Origin of the sequence: Sporosarcina sp. BP05, assembly GCF_014282005.1 — a bacterium.
Lineage (GTDB): Bacteria > Bacillota > Bacilli > Bacillales_A > Planococcaceae > Sporosarcina.
Genome location: NZ_JACFTD010000007.1, coordinates 51,760 through 70,458, shown reverse-complemented (window position 1 = coordinate 70,458; position 18,699 = coordinate 51,760). Strand labels below are relative to the sequence as shown.

15 protein-coding genes and 1 pseudogene are annotated in these 18,699 nt (G+C 42.4%); all 16 read left to right on the top strand.

The features are described 5' to 3' along the window. The 16 genes and pseudogenes from H2672_RS10055 (at position 1) to mutS (ending at position 18,696) form a co-directional block, all read left to right on the top strand. Positions 1-959 (top strand): annotated as a pseudogene (locus H2672_RS10055) (ABC transporter permease). Between the two features lie 175 nt (positions 960-1,134). After that, entirely contained in the window at positions 1,135-2,412 is a 1,278-nt protein-coding gene (gene yfmF, locus H2672_RS10050) for an EF-P 5-aminopentanol modification-associated protein YfmF (protein ID WP_186671188.1), read from the top strand. Next, positions 2,412-3,710: an EF-P 5-aminopentanol modification-associated protein YfmH gene (yfmH, locus tag H2672_RS10045; protein WP_186671335.1), complete on the top strand. Its 1,299-nt coding sequence runs from the start codon at positions 2,412-2,414 to the stop codon at positions 3,708-3,710. The genes yfmF and yfmH overlap by 1 nt, the downstream gene beginning before the upstream one ends. Continuing rightward, entirely contained in the window at positions 3,707-4,441 is a 735-nt protein-coding gene (gene ymfI / locus H2672_RS10040) for an elongation factor P 5-aminopentanone reductase (protein ID WP_186671187.1), read from the top strand. Before yfmH ends, ymfI begins: the two co-directional genes overlap by 4 nt. A gap of 135 nt (positions 4,442-4,576) precedes the next feature. Then, positions 4,577-5,374, top strand: a complete 798-nt coding sequence (locus H2672_RS10035; RefSeq protein ID WP_186671186.1) for a DUF3388 domain-containing protein — start codon at positions 4,577-4,579, stop codon at positions 5,372-5,374. A gap of 16 nt (positions 5,375-5,390) precedes the next feature. Next, positions 5,391-6,260 (top strand): helix-turn-helix domain-containing protein, encoded by an 870-nt coding sequence (locus H2672_RS10030; RefSeq protein WP_186671185.1) that lies wholly within the window; start codon positions 5,391-5,393, stop codon positions 6,258-6,260. 50 nt (positions 6,261-6,310) lie between these two features. Then, entirely contained in the window at positions 6,311-6,889 is a 579-nt protein-coding gene (pgsA, locus tag H2672_RS10025) for a CDP-diacylglycerol--glycerol-3-phosphate 3-phosphatidyltransferase (protein WP_186671184.1), read from the top strand. A 14-nt stretch (positions 6,890-6,903) separates the two neighbouring features. Further along, positions 6,904-8,157: a competence/damage-inducible protein A gene (locus H2672_RS10020; RefSeq protein ID WP_186671183.1), complete on the top strand. Its 1,254-nt coding sequence runs from the start codon at positions 6,904-6,906 to the stop codon at positions 8,155-8,157. 176 nt (positions 8,158-8,333) lie between these two features. Further along, a complete protein-coding gene (gene recA / locus H2672_RS10015; RefSeq protein ID WP_186671182.1) occupies positions 8,334-9,392 on the top strand; it encodes a recombinase RecA in 1,059 nt (352 codons plus the stop codon). A 247-nt stretch (positions 9,393-9,639) separates the two neighbouring features. Beyond that, positions 9,640-11,202, top strand: coding sequence for a ribonuclease Y (rny, locus tag H2672_RS10010; RefSeq protein WP_186671181.1), 1,563 nt, complete (start codon positions 9,640-9,642; stop codon positions 11,200-11,202). A gap of 65 nt (positions 11,203-11,267) precedes the next feature. Continuing rightward, positions 11,268-12,065, top strand: coding sequence for a TIGR00282 family metallophosphoesterase (locus tag H2672_RS10005; RefSeq protein WP_186671180.1), 798 nt, complete (start codon positions 11,268-11,270; stop codon positions 12,063-12,065). Positions 12,066-12,151: 86 nt separating this feature from the next. Beyond that, the gene (locus H2672_RS10000; RefSeq protein WP_186671179.1) at positions 12,152-12,424 is read left to right on the top strand and encodes a stage V sporulation protein S; all 273 of its coding nucleotides are present in this window, start codon (positions 12,152-12,154) and stop codon (positions 12,422-12,424) included. Positions 12,425-12,751: 327 nt separating this feature from the next. Then, complete coding sequence (miaB, locus tag H2672_RS09995; RefSeq protein ID WP_186671178.1) at positions 12,752-14,293, top strand: tRNA (N6-isopentenyl adenosine(37)-C2)-methylthiotransferase MiaB; 1,542 nt, start codon at positions 12,752-12,754, stop codon at positions 14,291-14,293. Continuing rightward, positions 14,293-14,724 (top strand): YlbF/YmcA family competence regulator, encoded by a 432-nt coding sequence (locus H2672_RS09990; protein ID WP_186671177.1) that lies wholly within the window; start codon positions 14,293-14,295, stop codon positions 14,722-14,724. Before miaB ends, H2672_RS09990 begins: the two co-directional genes overlap by 1 nt. A gap of 123 nt (positions 14,725-14,847) precedes the next feature. After that, positions 14,848-15,426: an outer spore coat protein CotE gene (gene cotE / locus H2672_RS09985; protein ID WP_370569630.1), complete on the top strand. Its 579-nt coding sequence runs from the start codon at positions 14,848-14,850 to the stop codon at positions 15,424-15,426. 702 nt (positions 15,427-16,128) lie between these two features. Beyond that, on the top strand, positions 16,129-18,696 hold the full coding sequence (gene mutS, locus H2672_RS09980; RefSeq protein WP_186671176.1) for a DNA mismatch repair protein MutS: 2,568 nt from the start codon (positions 16,129-16,131) through the stop codon (positions 18,694-18,696). Positions 18,697-18,699: the final 3 nt, after the last annotated feature.

The window sequence follows — 18,699 nt, the reverse complement described above, 5'->3', positions numbered from 1 at the left end:
ATGAGTTTTCTTGAGATAGTTTATTTCATCATTCCGTTAACCATTTCATACGCTGCCCCCTTATTTTCACTGCAATTGGAGGCGTGTTCTCGGAACGTTCAGGTGTAGTTAACATCGGACTTGAAGGACTCATGGTAATGGGTGCTTTTGTCGGCATTATATTCAATCTGTTTTATGCAGATACATTTGGCTCATGGACTCCGTGGATTGCCTTACTTGTGGCAATGGTTGTTTCCGCAATCTTCTCCATTATGCATGCGGTCGCATCGATTACATTCCGTGCTGACCAAGTGGTATCAGGGGTTGCCATTAACATGCTAGGGATCGCCATTGCGTTGTTCTCAGTGAAATTGATTTTTGGAAAAGGGCAAACGGATTTCATTCAACATAGTATTCCGCGTTTCAACGTTCCGATATTACATGAAATTCCATTTATTGGACCCATGTTTTTCACAGGGATTTATGGTTCATCAATATTGGCGATAGGCCTTGCGTTTTTGGCTTGGTTCATCATCTATAAAACACCATTTGGTCTTCGTCTTAGGTCAGTAGGAGAACACCCGATGGCCGCTGATACAATGGGCATCAACGTAACTAAAATCCGCTATATTGCGGTTATCATTTCGGGTGGTCTTGCAGGTATTGGTGGGGCTATTTATTCCCAAACAATGACGAATGATTTTAGTCATGCGACGATTAACGGACAAGGGTTCATGGCACTTGCTGCAATGATCTTTGGTAAATGGCATCCGATTGGTGCAATGGGAGCCGCATTGTTCTTTGGATTTGCACAAGCACTTGCTATTAGTTCGTCAAGCATATCGTACTTGGAAAATGTACCGGCTGTGTATTTCCACATCTTGCCGTATGCATTGACCATTCTTGCGCTAGCAGGGTTTATTGGAAGAGCAAACGCGCCAAAAGCAAGTGGACAACCGTACATCAAAGGAAATCGATAAAAAATGAAAATGCCCCGATAGTCTGTTACGTTGGACTTAGGGGCATTTTTTGGCCTATAGCATCCGGTTTTTTATATAAGTTACGATGCATTCGCTAGTTAATTTGCATCTTTTGACTTCTGGAATGTATAGTGAAGTGAGGATTCCGCATATTAACTAAAACAGAGGTGTTTATATGTTCAAAAAAGTTGAGCTACAAGAGGGCGTCACATTATATATCCGCAAGTCAGAACAGTTCAAAACTGTCAATTTCTCCGTCAAGTGGAAAACAGCTCTTGATGAAAAGAAATCGGCTCTTCGTGCAGTACTCGCGAATGTTTTAGAAGAATCTAACGGTCGATACCGGTCACAAACTGAATTCCGTAATGCGTTAGATGAATTATACGGAACCGTATTGTACACAGACGCTGGAAAACGTGGGGAAACGCATATCGTTTCACTATCCGCTGAATGTGTAAATGACGAATATCTATCCGAAGGCGGCGTACTTGAAGAAGTACTGAGTTTGATCAAGACCGTCATATTTGACCCAAATGTGGTAGACGGACGGTTCGATGAAACGGTTGTCAACCGTGAAAAAAGGTCTGTGAAAGAGCGAATTCGTTCGCTTTACGATGATAAGACGCGATTTGCACAGATGCGTATGCTCGAATTAATACGTCCTGATAGCGCTGCATCCGCACCGTCATATGGAACGGAAGAGGATGTAGATGCACTTACATCTGCAGACCTATTTGCAGCATACGAAAGCATGTTAAATGAAGATGAAATTGATATCTACATTGTAGGTGACATTGACGAAGATGACATGACTGAAAAGATCAGGTCACTATTGACGTTCAGTAGCCGTAAAGTGCAGGCACGTCAATCGACAACACAACATACGGTGACTCAAGTAACCGACGTGCGTCATGTTCGCGAAAAGCAGGACATGAAACAAGGGAAACTACATTTAGGCTTCAGTACGCCTGTTACATTCCGTCATCCTGATTATGCGAAAATGCAAATTACGAACGGTGTTTTCGGCGGTTTTGCGCACAGCAAACTTTTCGTTAATGTTCGTGAAAAAGAAAGCATGGCCTATTACGCATCCAGTTCTTATTCTTCGCATTATGGGCTTCTTTATGTAATGGCAGGAATCGATGCTGAACTTGAAGAAAAAGCGGTAAATCTGATTAATGCTCAACTCACGGCTCTTCAACAAGGTGAAATTACTGACCTTGAAATGGAACAGACGAAAGCATTACTTGCGAACGGCATTAAAAGTGCGTTTGATTCTGCAAGAGGACAGATTGAAGTATTTGATCAATACAAAGAGCTGGATGAAAATTTCACGGCAGACACAATCATTGCAGGCTGGGAAACCGTTACAAAAGACGATGTTAAAAATATGGCAGCTGAAATTAAACTAGAAATCGTCTATCTGTTATCGGGCAAGGAGGCTAATGAATGATGAAGAATATTCACTTTGATAATTTACAGGAAACATTATATAATGAAAAACTCGACAATGGTTTGGATGTCTATATTTTACCGAAACGTGGATTTTCAAAAACATTCGTAACGTTTACAACTAAATATGGTTCAATCGATCGAACGTTTATTCCGCGTGGAAAAACAGAAGAAGTGAAGGTTCCCGATGGTATCGCTCATTTCCTTGAGCATAAAATGTTTGAAAAAGAAGATGGGGACGTATTCCAAAAGTTTAGTGTGCACGGTGCATCCGCCAATGCGTTTACATCATTCACACGGACTGCTTATTTGTTTTCTGCTACGGATAAGTTGTATGAAAATACGGAAATTCTTCTTGATTTCGTACAGGAACCGTACTTCACGGAAAAGACTGTTGATAAGGAGAAAGGTATCATTGCCCAGGAAATAACGATGTATGATGATCAGCCGGATTGGCGTCTTTATTTCGGAACAATTGAAAACCTGTTCCATGAACATCCAGTGAAAATTGATATCGCTGGTACGGTCGCATCGATTCAAGACATCACAGCGGACTACTTGTATGAATGCTATGAAACGTTTTATCATCCATCCAATATGGTGCTTTTCGTTGTAGGTGCTGTTGATCCGGAAGAGATGATGGCATTCATCAAAAAAAATCAAGGTGCAAAAACATTCGAAGATCCTGCAGAAATTATACGTAGTTTCCCGACTGAAACGGATACTGTAGCAATCGCTGAGCGGAAGCTTGCAATGGACGTATCAAAGCCGAAATTAAATATGGGTATGAAATGCACTAACACGGATATCGATGGAGAAGAGATGCTAATCCAAGAACTTTCCGCGGGTCTTGTCCTGGATATTCTGTTTGGCAGGTCTTCCAATTTTTATACGGAAACATATAATGAGGGGCTTATTGATGAGTCGTTTTCTTATGATTTCACGATGGAGAATGGCTTTGGTTTCGCAATGATTGGTTCTGATACAGACCAGCCGGAACAACTCGAAAAAGCAATCCGGACAACTGTGAAAAATACTGTGGAAACATGGCCAATCACGGACCTAGAACTTAATCGAATGAGGAAAAAGAAAATTGGTCAATTCATGCGGTCATTGAATTCTCCGGAATTTATCGCCAACCAGTTTACGCGCTATACATTCAATAACATGAATTTGTTCGATGTTGTTCCAACACTTGAGAAATTAACGCTCGAAAACTTGAAAGATGCATTCCAAACGTTTTCAGATGAAAGCGGTCATACGGTCTATTCAATTGTTCCAGCTGATAAGGCAGAATGACGGGACAGAAATACTGCGTTGTACTTGGTGCATCAGGTGGAATAGGCGATGCGATTAGTCGGACACTAGCGGCGGCAGGCTGGTCGCTATTCCTTCATTACAATGAAAATGCTGCACATGCTAATGCTTTACAAAAAGAACTCAGTGCAGCATATCCACAATTGGATTTTCAGGCAGTCCAAGCAGATTTTAGTGCACAAGACGGAGCAGAATTACTCGTCAAACTAGTACGAAATGTTAGTGCTGTCGTTGTAGCGAATGGGCAATCGATGATGAAACTATTGACGGAAACGAGCGCTGAAGATATGGATGCACTATGGAAGGTCCATGTGCAAAATCCAGCGCTTTTTATAAGTCTTGTATCTCCTCAATTACGCAAGTTTGAACAATCGTACGTGGTCATGATTGGCTCTATATGGGGCAATACGGGGGCGGCAGGAGAAGTGATGTACTCCGCTGTGAAGGGGGCGCAACACGCATTTGTGAAAGCATATGCGAAAGAAGCCGCCTTTTCAGGAATGCGCATCAACGCTGTGGCACCGGGGTGGATTGAAACACGTATGAACAATGACATACCATTGGATGAACGACAGATGGTTATTGATGAAATACCGCTTATGCGTACCGGGACACCAGAACATGTCGCTGAAGCAGTTAATTTCCTGTTAAGCGGCAAGGCGGATTATATGACAGGCGAAATTATGAAAGTGAATGGCGGCTGGTATATTTAATTGTGTAAGGGGATTACGATAATCCCCTTTTTCCTTTTCATAATGCATTTAATCAGCTATCATAGAACTATATTACTTCTTGTGCGTCATATAGTAGTGCGTGTTCAAAAAATGGACAAAAGGAGTGTGTGTCTGATGGGTGAATGGTATCTTGAATATGAAATTCAGGTTAACCGCCCTGGCCTTCTGGGCGATATATCGTCGCTGCTCGGAATGTTGCGCGTGAACATTGTTACAATTAATGGTGTTGATGGCGGACATCGTGGAATGCTGCTACGAACTGACAACGACGACCAGATTGCACGTTTTGAACAAATCGCCGAGACGATGGAAACGATTCAAGTGATAAAAATCCGTGAGCCGAAGTTACGTGATATTCTTGCGGTTAGACACGGACGTTATATACAGCGTGATGCGGATGATAAAAAAACGTTCCGGTTTCTTCGAAGTGACCTTGGAATTCTAGTTGATTTCATGGCTGAAATATTCAAACAGGAAGGTCATAAATTGATTGGTGTTCGTGGGATGCCGCGTGTTGGGAAGACGGAATCAGTTGTTGCAGCAAGCGTCTGCGCCAACAAAAAATGGATTTTCCTTTCTTCGACAATGATTAAGCAAACATTGCGGAAAAACTTAGCAGGCGATGAGTTTTCAAAAGATAATATCTTCATCTTAGATGGCATTGTTACGCGTAAGGCGGAGGATGAGCGTCATATGCAACTTGTCCGAGAAATGATGCGAATGCCTTCTATAAAAGTTGTGGAACATCCGGATATGTTCGTTCAGCATTCGGAATACAGTATTGAAGATTTTGATTATATTATTGAATTAAGAACAGATCCAGATCAAGAAATTACATATGAAATGATGGAAAAAAACGATATGATGTCCGATCATGGAATGACGGATGGATCGGGTTTATTCAACTTCTGATAGGCAGGTGTTTTTGGTGACCGGATTAGGTGATCGTCTCAAGCAGGCGAGAACGGCTAAAGGATTTACATTGGATGATTTACAGTCAATAACGAAAATACAGAAACGGTACCTTTCTGGTATCGAAAATGAAGATTACAGCATGATGCCTGGATCGTTTTATGTACGGGCATTCATAAAACAATATGCAGAAGCAGTAGGTCTAGATTCTGATGAAATGCTATCTATGTATAAAAACACGTCTCCTGAAGTGTCATCCAAAGAAGAGGCAGGTCAGCGCGCTTCGTCGACATTGACACGTAAAAGAGGTTTGAAAAATAATGACCAGTTAAATGAAATGATGCCAAAGATCATCGTTGCTTTATTTATTATCGTTATTGTGGTTGTCATTTGGACTCTTTATCAAGGGACATCTAACAACAAGCAGGGTGATGTAGATAGCGGCGAAACGAACCAACCAGTAATAATGGAAAAAAGCGAGCCAGATCCTACTAAGAAAGATCCAGAAAAAGTAGAAGAAAAGCCTGTGGAAGAAGAGCCAGAACCGGACAGACCGGAACAGACTTTAGCTTTTGAAAGTGCAACCGGTGAAACGTCGATGTACGCATTAACTGGAGCGGAATCATTCCAACTTGAAATCCGTTTAACTGGCGGATCTTGGATTGGTGTTAAAGATGGCGCTGGGAAAGAGTGGATGACGCCTGCGCGCATTATGGCAGCGGGAGAATCGGTTGAATTTGATGTGACGGCTACGGACTCGGTGCGAATCCGTGTAGGGCGCCCTAAGTCTGCAGAAATATATGTAAACGGTGTGTTACTTGAATATGGTGTGCCAGCGCAGGATACTGTCCCACAAAACATTATGATTGAATACAGGAAAGAGTGATAGTCATCTACTTCAGATGACTATTTTCTTTGAAAGGAAAGGTGTATTTTATGAATTTGCCAAATAAAATAACTGTATCACGCGTTCTGCTCATTCCAGTTTTTATGGTTTTCATGCTGGTTGATTTTAAATTGGGCACTATAACTGTCGCTGGTACAGAAATGATGAAAGAGCATTTAATTGGTGGACTTATTTTTATTATTGCTTCTATAACAGATTGGCTTGATGGCTATATCGCTAGGAAGAATAATCTTGTTACAAATATGGGGAAATTTCTTGATCCACTTGCGGATAAATTGCTTGTTTCTGCAGCTTTCATCATACTTGTTGAACTTGGAGCTGCACCTTCATGGATTGTCATCATCATCATTAGCCGTGAATTCGCTGTGACGGGCCTTAGGCTTATCCTGGCAGGTGGCGGAGAAGTCGTGGCGGCCAACCAGCTTGGGAAAATTAAGACGGTAGCACAGATCTTAGCAATTACCTCACTGTTGTTAAATAATATATTTTTCGAGTCGATTGGTGTACCATTCGGTGTCATCATGCTTTACATCGCGCTCATCTTTACAATTTGGTCAGGTTTCGATTACTTCTATAAAAACAGACGTGTACTGGTTGATTCAATGTAAGGGGATGGGTAGCTATGAATGCAGAAATCATTGCAATTGGTTCAGAGTTATTGCTTGGACAAATTACGAATACGAACGCTAAATTCATTTCATTAAAACTCGCAGAAATCGGTATCGATGTTCATTATCAGACGGTCGTGGGCGACAACCCGGATCGTTTGGATGAAGTGATTGAAATTGCAAGGAAACGTGCAGATATTCTAATCTTTACAGGAGGACTTGGACCGACGAAAGATGACATGACAAAAGAAACCATCGTGAAACATATCGGTACAACACTAGTCAGTGATGACGAGGCACTTCTTTATATTCAGCAGTACTTCGAACGTAGCGGTCGAGTTATGACGGAAAATAATAAGAAACAGGCACTGGTGTTTAGAGGCGCGAAAGTCCTTGCGAATCGAAAAGGAATGGCACCCGGAATGGCTGTGGAGAAGGATGGCGTACGATTTATCCTTCTACCAGGTCCACCGCATGAAATGGAGCCAATGTTTACGGACGAAGCGATACCTTATTTATTAGGCGCTACTGGCAAGCACGAAGTCATCACATCGCGGGTTCTGAAGTTTTATGGAATTGGAGAGGCCGAGCTTGAACACCGGATTCAACCCATTTTGGACAAACAAACGAATCCGACAGTTGCCCCGCTGGCAACAGCTGACGCGGTCACATTGCGCCTCACTGCAAAAGCACAAACAACTGGTGCGGCATTGAAGCTGATTGAGCCTATGGAAGAGCAGATACGATCACTAGTTGGGGATTACATCTACGGAACTGATGATGATACATTAGCGTCCAAAGCCGCCGAACTCCTAATCCGAAACGGTTGGACAATTGCCGCGGCGGAAAGTTTAACGGCTGGCCTTTTCATGGCAGAACTGGCCGGTGAACCAGGGATTAGTTCGTCACTTGAAGGCGGCGTTGTCGTCTACAATGAAAAAACGAAAGTGGAACGACTTGGTATTGAACAGTCTTTACTTACGGAGTATGGCGTCGTCAGTTCAGAATGTGCGGCCGCCCTTGCGGTAAACGTAAAACGAACGTTCAAAACGGATATCGGAATCGGTTTAACGGGTGCGGCAGGCCCAGATCCACATGACGGTAAGCCGGTCGGCACTGTGTGGATTGGTATCGCATCTACAAATGCAGATACAGAAACATTTAAGTTGTTACTATCGGGCTCAAGAAACGCTAACCGTCTCAGGGCAGCAAGATTTGCGCTCTATTATCTCATTAAACATCTAACTGCAAAAGAAGACCAAAGTTAAGATTTAACTTGCTTTCTCAATTAAAAACGTTAAACACCCCGGTATTCTCACTTATATATTTAATTTAAGAAAAGTAATCGAATAAATGTTCGCTTTTTGATTGAGTATTTCTCATTAAAGGAGTATACTAAAGGTAGTAAGAAAAACAGAAACATTACCTTGAGGGAGGAAATAAATTGAGCGATCGTAAAGCCGCCTTAGAAATGGCGTTAAAACAGATAGAAAAGCAATTTGGTAAAGGATCTATTATGAAACTGGGTGAAAAAACAAACCTGGAAGTTGAAACTTCTTCGACAGGCTCCCTTGCACTCGATTCTGCACTCGGCATAGGTGGATATCCACGTGGCCGTGTCATTGAAATATACGGACCTGAAAGTTCGGGTAAAACGACTGTTGCCCTTCATGCCATCGCAGAAGTACAAGCAGCTGGAGGAACAGCGGCATTTATCGACGCTGAACATGCCCTCGATCCGATCTATGCCCGTAAATTAGGCGTTAACATCGACGAATTATTACTTTCCCAGCCTGATACGGGAGAGCAAGCACTTGAAATCGCTGAAGCGCTTGTACGAAGCGGTGCAGTGGATATCTTTGTTGTAGACTCCGTCGCTGCCCTTGTACCAAAAGCGGAAATTGAAGGCGAGATGGGTGATTCGCATATCGGTTTACAAGCCCGTCTTATGTCACAAGCTTTGCGTAAACTTTCCGGTGCCATTAATAAGTCAAATACAATTGCGATATTCATTAACCAAATTCGTGAAAAAGTCGGCGTTATGTTTGGTAGTCCAGAAGTAACTCCAGGGGGGCGCGCATTGAAATTCTACTCTTCAGTACGCCTAGATGTACGACGTGGAGAAGCAATCAAACAAGGCAATGATATAGTGGGAAATAAAACCCGAATCCGTGTTGTCAAAAATAAAGTCGCACCTCCGTTTAAAACTGCGGAAGTCGATATTATGTACGGAGAAGGAATTTCTAGAGAAGGAGAAATCATCGACCTTGGTGCCGACTCCGAAGTTGTCCAAAAGAGTGGATCTTGGTATTCCTATGAAGGTGAACGACTTGGACAGGGGCGAGAAAATTCCAAGCAGTTCCTGAAGGAAAATCCGGATATTCGTGCGGAAATTGCCAACAAAATTCGTGAATCATATGGACTTGCAAGCTCCAACTATGTGATTGGTGCTCATGAAGTAGATGAGGATGAAGAGTTAGAACTTTTACTAGATGAAAAATAAGCTTTACAGAAAGCCGATCCGTCCTCTTTATAGGGCGCGATCGGTTTTTAAATAAACGCTGAAAAATACTACTATTAATCCAAGAATAATGTGTCGTAAAGACTTGTGTAACCTTGACATGTCAAATTTACATAGATACAATTAGAATTGTATAATTTCATACCATTGAAATGATTTTGGCAGTATGTTGTACGTTGATATATGAGCCGACTAAAAATGAAAAGAATAGCAGGAGGAGGTGACCTGGATGTTAGTACTACAATTGATCATCTTCGCTTTGCTTGGTCTGCTCGTTGGTGTCGCTGTTACCTATTTCTTTAATAAGAAAGTGAACGATTCAAAAGTGACTGGTGCCAAATTTACGGCAGAACAAATCGTCGAAGAGGCGAAGCGTGAAGCGGATGCTCTTAAAAAAGAGGCACTACTAGAAGCGAAGGATGAAACTCACAAACTGAGAATTGAAGCGGAATCAGAGATCCGTGAACGAAGGGCGGAACTGCAAAAACAAGAAAGCCGTCTTTTGCAACGGGAAGAAAATCATGACCGTAAAGATGAAGCTCTCAATAAAAGAGACGCAGGTCTGGAGCGCAAAGAAGAAGCGCTTTCCGGAAGACAACAGCATATCGAACAGATGGAACGCAAAGCGGAAGAACTTGTTTCGGTTCAGAAAGCTGAACTTGAAAAGATTTCATCACTGACACGCGATGAAGCGAAAAGGCTCATCCTTAGTGAAGTAGAGAAGGAACTTGCTACAGATATCGCCGTTATGACGAAAGAAGCAGAGCAACGAGCAAAAGAGGAATCGGATAAAAAATCACGTGAAATCCTTTCTATCGCACTGCAACGTTTTGCAGCAGACCATGTTGCTGAAACGACTGTATCGGTAGTAAATCTCCCCAATGATGAGATGAAAGGCCGTATTATCGGTCGTGAAGGACGTAACATCCGCACACTCGAAACGTTGACAGGAATTGACCTAATCATCGACGATACACCAGAAGCGGTCATCTTGTCAGGCTTTGATCCGGTACGCCGGGAAACTGCACGACTTGCACTAGAGAAACTTGTACAAGATGGACGAATTCACCCAGCACGTATTGAAGAGATGGTTGATAAATCGAGGCGTGAAGTGGATGAACTTATCCGTGAAACTGGAGAACAGACAACTTTCGATATTGGCATTCATAATCTACACCCAGATCTTATTAAAATCATCGGAAGATTGCGATTCCGCACAAGTTATGGCCAAAATGTCTTGAAGCATTCGACAGAAGTTGCTTATCTAGCAGGTTTATTGGCGGCAGAACTTGGAGAAGATGTAACGCTCGCACGACGTGCTGGACTGCTTCATGATATCGGAAAAGCGATTGACCATGAAGTAGAAGGCAGTCACGTTGAAATTGGCGTTGAACTTGCAACGAAGTATAAAGAACATCCTGTTGTTATTAACAGTATCGCATCCCATCATGGGGATACTGAAGCGACATCAGTCATTGCCGTATTGGTTGCAGCAGCAGATGCATTATCAGCTGCAAGGCCGGGAGCGCGCAGTGAAACGCTTGAAAACTATATCCGCAGACTGAAAAAGCTTGAAGAGATTTCTGAATCGTACGACGGCGTGGAGAAATCATTTGCCATCCAGGCAGGACGCGAAGTTCGAATTATTGTCCGCCCAGACCAAATTGATGATATTACAGCCCATCGTCTAGCGCGAGATATCCGGAAACGGATTGAAGAAGAGCTCGATTATCCAGGACACATTAAAGTAACGGTCATCCGTGAGACACGGGCGGTCGAATACGCAAAATAAAGAAAAAGGGGGTTTCCGTGCATTTCGGTCCGGGAGCCTCTTTTTCTATTGGGAGAGATTATTTTATGAGAGTATTATTTATAGGTGATATAGTAGGATCGCTAGGACGAGATATGGTATTTGACTATTTACCACGACTAAAAAGAAAGTATAACCCTGATGTTATTATCGCGAACGGGGAAAATGCAGCAGCCGGAAGAGGAATCACAAAAGCGATATTTGATGATCTGCTCCGTGCTGGAGTAGACGTTGTAACAATGGGAAATCACACATGGGACCAAAAAGAGATCTACGATTTTATCGATGACACAGATTATCTAATCCGTCCTGCCAATTTTTCAGATGATGCACCAGGTAAAGGGATGACAACGATTTCACGTAATGGTGTGACATTATCTATCATCAATCTGCATGGCCGGACATTTTTACCACCGCACGGCGATCCATTTGAGAAAGCAGATGAATTGGTAGCGGAAGCAAGAGAAATTTCTCCGCTTGTCTTCGTTGATTTCCACGCCGAAGCGACAAGTGAAAAAATTGCGATGGGTTGGCACCTTGATGGGAAAGCATCTGTTGTTGTAGGAACGCACACGCATGTCCAGACAGCGGATGATCGCATTCTTCCAGGGGGAACTGCCTATTTAACTGATGCAGGCATGACGGGTCCCTACGATGAGATTTTAGGTATGAAAAAAGAAGACGTCATCTATCGTTTTCGTACGAATTTACCAGTTCGTTTTGAAGTTCCGAAGACGGGACGTACCCAGTTGAACGGACTCTTCGCAGTATTGGATGATGAAACAGGAAATGCTATCAGAGTTGAACGAGTTGCCATCAATGCTGACCGTACATTCAAAGGCTAATCCGCGTCTAAACATCGCCTCCGAATCATAGGATGGTTTATGGAGATATCCGTTCCATAGACACCGAAAAATAAGGAGGAATCATGTTGAACCCATTAAAAGTATCATCTCGCTCGAATCCGAATTCTGTTGCAGGAGCACTCGTTGCAGTTATACGGGACCAGGGGTACGCAGAAATGCAGGCAGTAGGTGCTGGTGCCTTAAATCAGGCAATAAAGGCAATCGCAATTGCACGTGGATTCGTCGCTCCAAGTGGCGGTGATCTCATCTGTGCACCCGCTTTCACTGATATTGAGATTAACGGTGAAGGACGTACGGCATTGAAATTACTTGTTGAAAAACGACAGCGTCATATTTAAATTAGAAAAAGTCAGGACCACGGGACGCGTTAATTCCCTGTGGTCTTTTAGTTGTATAATAAGAGAAAGTTCAATAATAACTGTGACAAACAACCGACAAAGCTTTGACTTCTTGTACAGGCGGTCAACAATTAAGTATAATGAAACCATACGTTTAACTTTAATCAGCAGGGCGCAAACTCCCTGCTGATTAAAGTTAAGCCTCCGGCGGATGTCACAAATTTTGAAAAGGAGTAAATTGCGTAAACGCAATTCAAAGTTTGGACGTAATTACGCCAAGGCGAAATTAATATTCCCAAGGCTCTGTTATGAAAGGGGACAAGTTAAATGAACGAGGAACAGCGATTGAATGAAGGGCTAGTGAAGCCGAATCTAGCGAAAACTGCTGACAAGGACTATAGCCACTATTTTCAGACAGCCTACGCACCGCCTTCTTTAAAAGACGCCAAAAAACGTGGCAAGGAAGAAATCGCTTATTACGATAACTTTGAGATTGACGAGCGCTTCCGTGAAATGGGGGCAAATCGGAAGTTTTATATACGGACATATGGTTGCCAAATGAATGAACATGATACAGAAGTAATTGCTGGTATTTTAATAGGTCTTGGTTATGAACCGACAGACACTGTTGAAGATGCGAATGTCGTGTTGCTCAATACATGTGCCATTCGTGAAAACGCCGAAAACAAAGTGTTTGGGGAGCTTGGCCATTTACAATCGTTGAAAAGAAGAAATCCTGATGTCTTGATTGGCGTATGCGGTTGTATGTCGCAAGAAGAATCTGTTGTTAATAAAATCCTTAAAAAGTATGATCAAGTTGATATGATTTTTGGGACACACAACATCCACAGATTGCCCCATATTTTACATGAGGCTTATTTATCAAAAGAAATGGTCATTGAAGTGTGGTCCAAAGAAGGCGACATTATCGAAAGTCTTCCAAAAGCCCGTCATGGAAACATTAAGGCTTGGGTGAACATTATGTTCGGTTGCGATAAGTTTTGTACCTATTGCATCGTGCCCTACACGAGGGGCAAGGAACGAAGCAGACGTCCGCAAGATATTATCCAGGAAGTACGACAGTTAGCGGCAGAAGGGTATAAGGAAATTACGTTGCTTGGTCAGAACGTCAATGCGTATGGAAAAGATTTTGAAGAGACGAGTTATCGTTTTGGCGATTTAATGAATGATTTAAGTAAAATCGACATTGCGCGAATCCGTTTCACAACGAGCCATCCTCGTGATTTCGATGACTATCTAATCGAAGTGCTTGCGAAAGGCGGCAATCTCGTCGATCATATTCATCTCCCAGTTCAATCGGGTTCTAGTGACATTTTGAAAATCATGGCGCGGAAATATACTCGTGAACATTATCTGGAACTCGTCCGGAAAATTAAAAAAGCAATACCCACTGTTACGTTAACGACAGATATTATCGTAGGATTCCCGAATGAAACAGACGAGCAATTCGAAGAGACGCTGTCATTGTATAAGGAAGTCGGTTTCGATATCGCTTATACGTATATTTATTCGCCACGGGATGGCACACCGGCCGCAAAAATGGTCGACAATATTCCGATGGAAGTGAAAAAAGAACGTCTACAACGATTAAATAAAGTCGTAAATGATTTATCCGCAGAAGCGATGAAACCTTACAAAGGTAAAATCGTTGAGGTACTTGTTGAAGGGGAAAGTAAGCGTAATCCAGAAGTTCTCGCTGGATACACTGAAAAGAGCAAACTCGTCAACTTCAAAGCACCTCAATCTGTGATTGGGAAAATTGTCAATGTAAAAATAATAGAGGCCAAAACATGGTCACTCGACGGTGAATTTATCGGCGTAGTAGAAAAGGAAAAGGTGATGTCATAATGGAAAAAACATATTCAAAAGACGAAATTATAGCAAAGGCACGCGAGATTGCAGTAATGATTGCGAACACAGAGCAAGTAGAGTTTTTCAAGCGGGCAGAAGAGCAGATTAATGAAAACCAAAAAATCCGTGAAAATATTGCAAGTCTAAAATCCTTGCAAAAGCAGGCAGTCAATTTCCAACAGTACGGAAAAGAAAGAGCGTTGGGAATCATTGAAGGTAAAATTGAAAAAATCCAAAGTGATATAGACGAAGTTCCGATTGTTCAGGAATTTAAACAATCACAAGGTGAAGTGAATGATTTACTCCAACTTGTATCGAACACAATCGCAAACACTGTTACGGATGAAATCATCAAAGCAACTGATGGCGATATCAGACGTGGCGAAACAGGTTCTTATATAAAAAATACGACATATGAAAAACTATAAGTAAGTATACCAATCGGTGGGAAAATATTTCCTGCCGATTTTTCTCACTCTCTGGGCTTCTGTTGCATAAGATGGATTGAAGCGAATGGAGGAGGAATCGAACTGAAAAATTTACGTCAGATCGTGACGAAGACGGTTATTGCCAAAGGGAAGAAGCGGACTGAGACGACTGTTACACTGAAGCCACCAAATAATCCGACGAGTATACTCGGATGTTGGGTCATCAACCATACACATCAGGCGAAAAAGGTCGGTAAATTCATCGAAGTTACCGGTAAGTTCGACGTCAATGTTTGGTATTCCCATCAAGAACATTCAAAGACATCTGTGTTTACGGAGTCAGTACCTTACAAGGACCGGATTCGTTTGCATTATCGAGACGAGCCGACATCTGGGCATGAAGAAGTTATCGTTGATGTTATCCAGCATCCGAACTGTACAGAAGCGATCATTTCGGAATGTGGTGAGAAGTTCTGCATTACGATTGAAAGAGAATTGATGGCAGAAGTTGTTGGCGAAACAAAAGTCTGTATTACGGTGCATCCGCAAAGTTTTGAAGAGGAATGGAAGTTCTCGGATGAATCATCATCTCATGAACCTGGCCACAGCCAAGAAAATGAGCGGGGGCAAGCGCAGGTGCGAGGCAATGAACAAGGCCAAGGACAAAATCATAAACAAGGTAGAGAATCATCGTCATTTTAAGAGCCGGAAAACACTACCGGCTTTTTTTTCGTTTGGATGAAGTTTGTGATGATAAATGTTCAGTTGGGATTAGAATCGTGAAGTTGCCATTAGAATTGCAAAGTTGGGATTAGAGCGGTGGAGTTGTGATTAGGATTTCGCAGTTACGATTACACACTTTTATTGTCCGGCGTTATGACTCTAAATGTGGAGCTGAAATTAGAATGGTGAAGTTGCAATTAAAATCGTGGAGTTGCGATTAGAGCGGTGAAGTTGCAATTAAAATCGTGAAGTTGAGATTATACACTTTGCTTAGATTTTTGAAAATCACAAAAATCACGCAGAAGTTGGGCTCTTCGTGGCCCAACTTTGTTGTAATTTCCACACAGCCCGTGTAAATTACACAAATACCGGACTCTTCGTTGTCCGGTATTTGCTTAGATTTTTGCAGATCACAAAAATCACACAGAAGTTGGGCTCTTCGTGGTCCAACTTTGTTGTAATTTCCACACAGCCCGTGTAAATTACACAAATACCGGGCTCTTCGTTGTCCGGTATTTGCTTAGATTTTTGCAGATCACAAAAATCACGCAGAATTTGGGCTCTTCGTGGCCCAGTTTTGCTTAGATTTTCAAAGCCCACAAAAATCACGCAGAAGTTGGGCTCTTCGTGGCCCAACTTTGGTATAATAATAAAAAACAGTAAACGTAAAGAGGTTAAAAAATGACAACACATACACCAATGATTCAGCAATATTTAAAAGTGAAATCAGAGCATGAAGATGCATTTTTGTTTTTTAGATTAGGCGATTTCTATGAATTATTTTTCACGGATGCAGAAAAAGCATCTCAAATTCTTGAAATTACATTAACCAGTAGGGATGCTGCAAATCGTGAACGGATTCCGATGTGTGGTGTACCCTATCATGCGGCTGCGGGTTATATAGAAACGCTCGTACGTAAAGGGCATAAAGTGGCTATTTGTGAACAGACTGAAGATCCGAAAGAAGCGAAGGGCATCGTCAAAAGGGAAGTCGTTAAAATCATTACCCCTGGTACGATGACGGAAGGAAAAACAATTGATGCCAACACGAATCATTTTATCGGTTCAGCTGATAGTATAGATGGCAACAAGTATGCACTTGCTTATCTTGACCTAGCAACAGGTGAGGGCAAAGTGGAGTGTGTGGAAGGCGATGAGCGGACGCTGATTGCCGAGATTGAGGCACTGGGTATGAAAGAAGTCGTTGTCGATGAAAGACTGCATCTCGCACTTAGTGAAAGCATGGCGAAACGCAGTATTGTATTGTCCATCGAGTATGGCGAAGAACAGTTCGCAGTGGAAGATCTATTTGGCGCGATTCCAAACGATGTCACAGAAGCATGTAGCATGCTTGTATCCTATGTGAAGCGCACGCAGAAAACGGCACTCGATCATATACGTCCATTTGAATTTATTCAGAAACAAACTAAACTATCCATTGATGCCAATTCAATGCGTAATTTGGAACTCATTCAATCAATCCGCAACGGTAGCAAGGATGGCACGCTTTACTGGTTGCTTGACGAGACGGTTACAGCGATGGGCGCCCGTAAATTAAAAATGTGGATTCATCAGCCATTAGCTGAAAAAAGAACCATTGAAAATCGTCTTAATGCAGTAACTGAGCTGATAGAAGAATTTTTCCTGCGGGATGAATTGAAGACAAGCCTGAAAGAAGTATACGATTTAGAGCGACTCGCTGGACGAATTTCGATGGGAAGTGCGAGTGGGAGGGATCTTGCACAACTTCGTAACTCACTTCGTCGTGTCCCGAACATCAAAAAAGCACTTCATGAATCAGAACGCCCGCTGCTGAATCAATTTTCTGAGCGAATTGACGGTTGCGAAGAAGCGCTACAAATTCTAGAACTAGCAATTGCTGAAAATCCACCACTATCCGTTAAAGAAGGCGGCATCATCAAGGACGGCTACGATGCAAAACTGGACCAATACCGTGATGCTTCAAAAAATGGGAAGGCATGGCTTGCAGAACTAGAACGTGAGGAGCGCGAACGGACAGGCATTAAATCTTTAAAAATAGGGTATAACAGAATATTCGGCTATTATATAGAGATTACGAAATCCAATATCCATCTTGCCGATTTGGACCGATATGAAAGAAAGCAGACGCTTGCGAATGCTGAACGTTACATAACGCCTGAACTAAAAGAGAAGGAAGACCTTATCCTAAATGCGGAAGCGGAAGGGCTAGATCTTGAGTATCAATTATTCAGTACAATCCGGGATTCCATGAAAACACATATTCGGCATATTCAGCATCTCGCAAGTGTACTCAGCGAACTGGATGTCCTTCTTTCATTTGCGGCGGTTTCGGAAAAGCGTAACTACGTAAAACCAGTATTCCACGATGGGAAAGCATTGGAAATCAAGAACGGGCGTCATCCGGTCGTTGAAAAGATGATTGACCATTCTCTTTATGTTCCCAATAACTGCAAATTGACTGATGAAGCGAATATGCTCCTTATCACAGGACCAAACATGTCCGGTAAAAGTACATACATGAGGCAAGTTGCGCTAATTGTCGTGATGGCACAGATTGGTTGCTACGTTCCTTGTGACCAGGCGTTACTTCCTGTTACCGATCAAATATTCACAAGAATTGGCGCAGCGGATGACCTGGCTTCAGGACAAAGTACATTTATGATGGAAATGATGGAATCTCAATTCGCCATCGCAAATGCAACTGCACAAAGTCTACTCCTTTTTGATGAAATCGGACGCGGGACTTCAACTTACGATGGCATGGCTTTGGCGCAGGCGATGATGGAGCATATTCACAATGAAATCGGAGCGAATACGCTGTTTTCTACCCATTATCATGAACTGACCAATTTGGATAAAGAACTTTCACGACTTGAAAATGTTCATGTCGCTGCAATGGAACAGGATGGAAAAGTCGTCTTTCTCCATAAAGTGATGGCGGGGCCAGCTGATAAAAGTTACGGAATTTACGTTGCCGATCTTGCAGGTCTACCCGAATCGCTTCTCAACCGAGCAAAAACATTACTCACTACTTTTGAAAATGTGGAAAAACGAACGGTTCGTGAAGATGAACCGACGCAATTGAACTTTTTTGATATCCAACAGGAAGAGCAGATTACCTTGTCGACAGAGGAACAAGAAGTACTGACTGATCTGAATGATGCTGATCTACTTAATATGACGCCGTTTCAGGCACTGCAATACATCCATGAATTGAAAGAAAAGCTCAGACCTAAGAAAGGGTGAGAC

What these genes read in the sequence shown, in the direction of transcription:
- H2672_RS10020 (WP_186671183.1), top strand. Translation starts at nt 6,904, where the DNA reads ATGAATGCAGAAATCATTGCAATTGGTTCAGAGTTATTGCTTGGACAA.
- H2672_RS10005 (WP_186671180.1), top strand. Translation starts at nt 11,268, where the DNA reads ATGAGAGTATTATTTATAGGTGATATAGTAGGATCGCTAGGACGAGAT.
- rny (WP_186671181.1), top strand. Translation starts at nt 9,640, where the DNA reads ATGTTAGTACTACAATTGATCATCTTCGCTTTGCTTGGTCTGCTCGTT.
- ymfI (WP_186671187.1), top strand. Translation starts at nt 3,707, where the DNA reads ATGACGGGACAGAAATACTGCGTTGTACTTGGTGCATCAGGTGGAATA.
- yfmF (WP_186671188.1), top strand. Translation starts at nt 1,135, where the DNA reads ATGTTCAAAAAAGTTGAGCTACAAGAGGGCGTCACATTATATATCCGC.
- mutS (WP_186671176.1), top strand. Translation starts at nt 16,129, where the DNA reads ATGACAACACATACACCAATGATTCAGCAATATTTAAAAGTGAAATCA.
- yfmH (WP_186671335.1), top strand. Translation starts at nt 2,412, where the DNA reads ATGAAGAATATTCACTTTGATAATTTACAGGAAACATTATATAATGAA.
- H2672_RS10035 (WP_186671186.1), top strand. Translation starts at nt 4,577, where the DNA reads ATGGGTGAATGGTATCTTGAATATGAAATTCAGGTTAACCGCCCTGGC.
- miaB (WP_186671178.1), top strand. Translation starts at nt 12,752, where the DNA reads ATGAACGAGGAACAGCGATTGAATGAAGGGCTAGTGAAGCCGAATCTA.
- H2672_RS09990 (WP_186671177.1), top strand. Translation starts at nt 14,293, where the DNA reads ATGGAAAAAACATATTCAAAAGACGAAATTATAGCAAAGGCACGCGAG.
- pgsA (WP_186671184.1), top strand. Translation starts at nt 6,311, where the DNA reads ATGAATTTGCCAAATAAAATAACTGTATCACGCGTTCTGCTCATTCCA.